Here is a 5,481-nt window from a genome sequence, read left to right on the forward strand (position 1 = left end):
CTATCGCTGGATCGCACGCGAGCTCGGTATCAGCAAGAATACCGTCGCTGACATCGTGCAACGACACAGAGCTAACGCTTAGGGTGTCATTTCGCCCTCAGCCGGAACCGACCCCTATGAGCTGAAGGAATGATGTAAAAGTGATGCAAAAGTGTTGTAAAAGTGATGTATAGGCTGAAGGAATGATGCAAAAGTGATGTAAAAGTGTTGTAAAAGTGATGTATGAACTGAAGGAGCAATGTAATTCTGTAGTCAGGAAGAATAACCCGTTCATGCCTGCATGAACGATACAGTGAGGAACGCTTTTTTTTGTCACGATCTCCCCTTAACCTGCGTAAATCACCCGCCATGATTGATTATTTTTCAACCTCAAAATGGTCATACACCTAACGCAGCCGCGATTTTCATCGCAACTGCATGAATTACATAAAAAAAATGGGATGCACCGTTTATTACGGTAATACGCAAGTATTAAAATCATCTGTAATCACATGAAAATAAAGAAATAAGATGTAATACCGGCGTATTACCACGTACGCGGGCAAGCGAAAAAAGCTATAACGCTTCCCGGCCGACAGGCGGCCCAGAATCCACAGGGGCATGCAGGTTCTCTTCAGTAACCTTCGCCATTAAATCAAAAAGGTCATATTCGCCGGGAAGCTGCGTATCAGTCGAATCCCGTTGTTCATCATATTCAGATGGCATGGGGTGATATCCAGTAGCTGAGAGGTTGTTAGCGGGTTTCGGGGCGCAGCCCTGAACCAGTCACGTAGCGCTAGCGGAGTGTATACTGGCTAAATATGTTACGGCGGAGTAACACTTAATAAAAGTGCTTCATGTGACAGGGGAAAATGCAGCTACAGGGCGTAAGGGAGAAAATGGGAGTTACGGTGATATGACGCCTCCTCGCTCACTCGGTCGCTGCCGCTCCTGCCGTTCGGCTGCGGCGGGCGTTACCTGCACACGGATAAGAGCAAAGGCATACGGCATGACAAGCAGGGCAAAAAAAGGATACGGCGCTGCCGTTTTTCCATAGGCTCCGCCCCCCTGACAAGCATCACGAAATCTGACGCTCAAATCAGTGGTGGCGAAACCCGACAGGACTTAAAGATACCAGGCGTTTCCCCCTGGTGGCTCCCTCGTGCGCTCTCCTGTTCCTGCCTTTCGGTTTACCGGTGTCATTCCGCTGTTATGGCCGCGTTTATCTCATTCCACGCCTGACACTCAGTTCCGGGTAGGCAGTTCGCTCCAAGCTGGACTGTATGCACGAACCCCCCGTTCAGTCCGACTACCACGCTCTTTTCGGTAACTATCGTCTTGAGTCCAACCCGAAAAGGCACGACAAATCGCCATTGGCGGTAGCCATTGGTAACTGATTTAGAGGAGGAGAGTCTTGAAGTTATGCGCCAGTTAAGGCTAAACTGAAAGGACAAGTTTTGGTGACTGCGCTCCTCCAAGCCAGTTACCGCGGTTCAAAGAGTTGGTAGCTCAGAGAACCTTCGAAAAACCGCCCTGCAAGGCGGTTTTTTCGTTTACAGAGCAAGAGATTACGCGTAGATAAAAAGGATCTCAAGAAGATCCTTTTATAAAACTGAGTCAACATATCAATCTCGGCATAGTGTATCTTTAATACCTTATGATAAAACTTAACTTACATGGGTATGGTTTCCCGGTTGTCGAGTCAATCAATCGAGCAGCTCTAACTTCCCCTTTGAAATAGTAATTGTTAATACGAATATCTGTAGGGCTACTGTATTCAGCAGGAATAATTCCTTTCTCCTGCTGGTATGTGCTTTCATCTAATTCAGCAACGTACTCGAGCACAAAGGAATTAAGAGAGTCCTCTGTTACCGCACATCCCTCAACTCCCATTTTGATCGCTGTAGTCGATAGTGTATTCGCCGCATCAAGCGCCAATAAGTAACGTTCTGATTTAACCTCATCTACCTTAACTCTTGCGCCAAAAGCATTCTGGGCTACATATTTCCCCGTTTTGGTATGCTTGGGGTCAGATATATCAATAGCAATGAGATCATTCCACGCTGATGGGTCCCCTATTAACACACTTCGGAAAACGTCAAGTGCAGGTGGTAGTTGAGACTTATTGACTATCGTATACTTCAGGTCGATTTTTGCCCGAAACACATCACCACGCTTTATTTTTCCTGCGTCAATCCCTTCCTTCAATTGCCGCCCTGTCAACAAGGAAGTCTGCCAAATAGGGTCTTGTTGAGCGGGTGATGGGATCGCAAGATCTGTAGTTATTTCACTATCTGTGACGTTAAGAAGTTTGTTTATATCAAATTTATCAACCGGTTTCGGTTGTGGAACACATCCAACCAATAATGTGAAAGTAACTGTAATCAGTGAACACCATATTTTTCCCAACATGCTAGCTCCATAGCTCCATAAAAAAGGAATTCAACATAACATCCGTTGCGTGCACCGCCTGAGAGGCTCTGAGAGCGTTTCTGACGGGAAACCGGTAAAACAGGCAACAAACCACCCGAAAACCCGCCAGAAACGCGCAGGCTCTGTTTTTACGGCATGCATGAGTATGCGCGCAAGTGCATAGCGCGGAAATTCACGCCATTCAGCCGGGGTAAGTCCTGTTTCCGATGTTCTTCTTACCCGAAAACGGTGAACGGGGACGCAATTTATTGCGTGGCCGTGAGGCGTTGCCGGCACAGCCGGAAAAACCGTTTTCAGCACGTTCAGGAAGGGGGTCGGATGTACAAATGGCACAGAGGATGGAACTGACGTAAAAGTGACGTATGAGGGGTCGGTTCCGGCTGAGGGCGAAATGACACCCTAAGCTTTCGGTTCCTTGGGCCAAAGATATTCGCCAGTCAGTAGAATGTGCGCCCAGCCCAATGGGGATATGTGGGGAAGAAATTCAGGGGGAACATCCAACCCTTCGTTCCGCCGCTCCGTGACGGCATGACCAAGATGGACGGTATTCCAGTAAATGATCACCGCAGTCAATAAATTGAGCCCAGCGATTCGGTAGTGCTGCCCCTCTGTCGTGCGATCGCGAATTTCCCCCTGCCTCCCGATACGGAGCGCATTTTTGAGCGCATGGTGGGCCTCTCCCTTGTTAAGACCGATCTGAGCACGCCGCTGCATGTCCGTATCCAGGATCCACTCAATAATGAAAAGGGTCCGTTCAATACGACCAACTTCACGAAGCGCAACTGCAAGGTTGTTTTGTCGTGGGTAAGAAGCGAGCTTGCGCAGGAGTTGGCTGGGCCTGATTTTGCCAGCGGTCATCGTCGCGGCACAACGGAAAATATCAGGCCAGTTCGCAACGATAAGATCCTCCCGGGCTTTTCCACCTACCAACTTGCGTAACTCCCTGGGGGTCGTATCGGGATTAAATACGTACAACCGCTTCGATGGCAGATCCCTGATTCGCAGAACGAGATTGTAGCCGAGCAGGCTACTGGCTCCGAACAAATGGTCGGTGAATCCTGCTGTATCGGCATACTGTTCGCGAACATGGCGACCGACCTCGTTCATCAGTAGTCCATCGAGAATATACGGTGCCTCGCTCACGGTCGCCGGGATCGACTGACAAGCGAATGGCGCGAACTGGTCGCTTACGTGAGTATACGCTTTGAGGCCGGGAACAGAACCATATTTGGCATTGACCATGTTCATGACTTCGCCATGCCGCGCTGTCGGGAAAAACTGACCATCGCTCGATGCTGACGTGCCCATCCCCCAGACGCGTGACATCGGCAGTTTACCCTGCGCGGCCACCACAATTGCCAATGCCTGGTTCATGGCTTCGCTTTCAACATGCCAGCGGGCAAGGCGTGAGAGCTGCCAGTAATCATGCGTGTTTGTAGCTTCCGCCATCTTACGCAGGCCCAGATTGAGCCCTTCAGCGAGCAGGACGTTGAGCAGACCGATCCGGTCGCGACATGGAGCCCCGGTTCTCAGATGGGTAAACGCATCTGTGAAACCAAGGGCTGCATCAACTTCAAGCAGCATGTCGGTAATCCGAACGGACGGCATTCGGCGATACAGATCCAGTATGAGTGCCTCGGCACCATCCGGCACGTCTGCTGTCAACCTGTCGATCCGCAACGTTCCATCTTCTATGCTACCGTGCGGAATAGTGCCGTTACGGGCAGCCCGGGCCAGCCGCTTAAGAGCGATCGTGAGTCGCGCCTTTCTGTCTGCCAGCCAATCCTGTGGGTTGGAAGGCACGGCCAGTTTTGCATTTTCCTGCGCCGCGATCATCGGCACCAGTACCTGCTTGAGGTCACCATAGCGGCGCGAATGAGCGAGCCAGACATCTCCGGAACGAAAAGCATCCCGGAGGTGAAAGAGTACCGCCACTTCCCAAAGACGGGTATCTCCTTTTTCCTGAGCTCGTAAATGACGGTTCCATTTGGAGCTGGGCCGCAGGAAACGCCTTTCTGGCGATGCAACACCTTTCATCTCTCCGATCGACAAAGCTGCTGCTACCAATGGTCCGGCGACCGGCGCGTGAAGGTACGGATCGTATCCGTGAGTGTGGCTTTAGAGCCGGAAATTGTTTCGTCATGCTGGCGCTTCGCTTCCCGCCAGGTTTTTCCTACGATCCTGTCATGGGTTTCGACTATGGCATCAGCAATCGCCGCTTCCCACTCCACAACACAGACGGCAAGGATCGCCCAGCGGCGGTCCGAAGTGATGTCACGCAAACCGTCGGTGAAGTAGCGTTCACCCTGCCGACGCAGCCGGGCAATGCGATGGGCAGGTATGCTGGCCAAAGCACTATGATTGATATTCAGGGTACGCAGAAATTCGAGCCTGTCGAGCAAACGGTTAGCAGCAGCCGAGTTGTTACCAACCTCGAAGTTGCGAAGCCAGATGAAACGACTGATATTGCCGGCGAGCATTTCACTCAGAAGTTTGTCCAGGTGATCGCGAACATCCGCTGTTAAATTTTCCGCAATCCGCGTTTCAATCCGCCGCTCAGCGGCGACCAGAGCATCCGCGCACAAGCGCTCGATTGTCGATACTGCGGGCAGAATGGTGGAAGTTTCCCGACACCGCACAATAAAACGATGAGCAAGATCCTCGTTTGATCTGGCATCTTCGGCCTGGCCGAAAGTCCACTCCCGCAGATCACGGGCACCACGGCCCGTGAAGGTCTTGTAGCCGTAAATTTCGCGCAGCGTGTCCATGTGCTGCTGACGGGTTTGGCGCCGTGTGGCATAAGTGAGAAGCGCATCAGCCGGAACTCCAAGCTGAGCACCGACGAAGGAAAGGACTTCACGCGGGATCATCTCACCAGGAGCCAGTGCACGGCCCGGATATCGTAAGGCACAAAGTTGCAGGGCAAAGCCAATCCTGTTTTCCGGTCTGCGGCGCTGCCTAATGTTTTCCAGGTCATCATCGCCCAGCGTGTAGAACTTCAGTAGCGACAGTTCGTCCGTGGGCAGATCGAACAGCGCTGCTCGCTGCCGTTCGGTGAAAATATGGCGT

The 5,481-nt window shown here is 51.5% G+C and carries 2 protein-coding genes and 1 pseudogene; 1 reads left to right on the forward strand and 2 read right to left on the reverse strand.

Going from position 1 to position 5,481, the window contains the following annotated elements:
- Positions 1-1,262: 1,262 nt before the first annotated feature.
- On the forward strand, positions 1,263-1,376 hold the full coding sequence (locus tag FHC48_RS22750; protein ID WP_071830769.1) for a replication initiation protein: 114 nt from the start codon (positions 1,263-1,265) through the stop codon (positions 1,374-1,376).
- 250 nt (positions 1,377-1,626) lie between these two features.
- Here the strand turns inward: FHC48_RS22750 and FHC48_RS22755 are convergent, their stop codons facing one another.
- Positions 1,627-2,391 (reverse strand): hypothetical protein, encoded by a 765-nt coding sequence (locus FHC48_RS22755; RefSeq protein WP_220420615.1) that lies wholly within the window; start codon positions 2,389-2,391, stop codon positions 1,627-1,629.
- A gap of 420 nt (positions 2,392-2,811) precedes the next feature.
- A pseudogene (locus FHC48_RS22760) lies at positions 2,812-5,481 on the reverse strand (Tn3 family transposase); the annotation flags it as partial.

The organism is Enterobacter sp. EC_50 (assembly GCF_019584525.1).
In the GTDB taxonomy this organism is placed as follows: Bacteria; Pseudomonadota; Gammaproteobacteria; order Enterobacterales; family Enterobacteriaceae; genus Enterobacter; species Enterobacter roggenkampii.

Bases quoted from the DNA above. Each gene is read 5' to 3' on its own strand.
- FHC48_RS22750 (WP_071830769.1), top strand. From the start codon at position 1,263: ATGCACGAACCCCCCGTTCAGTCCGACTACCACGCTCTTTTCGGTAAC.
- FHC48_RS22755 (WP_220420615.1), bottom strand. From the start codon at position 2,391: ATGTTGGGAAAAATATGGTGTTCACTGATTACAGTTACTTTCACATTA.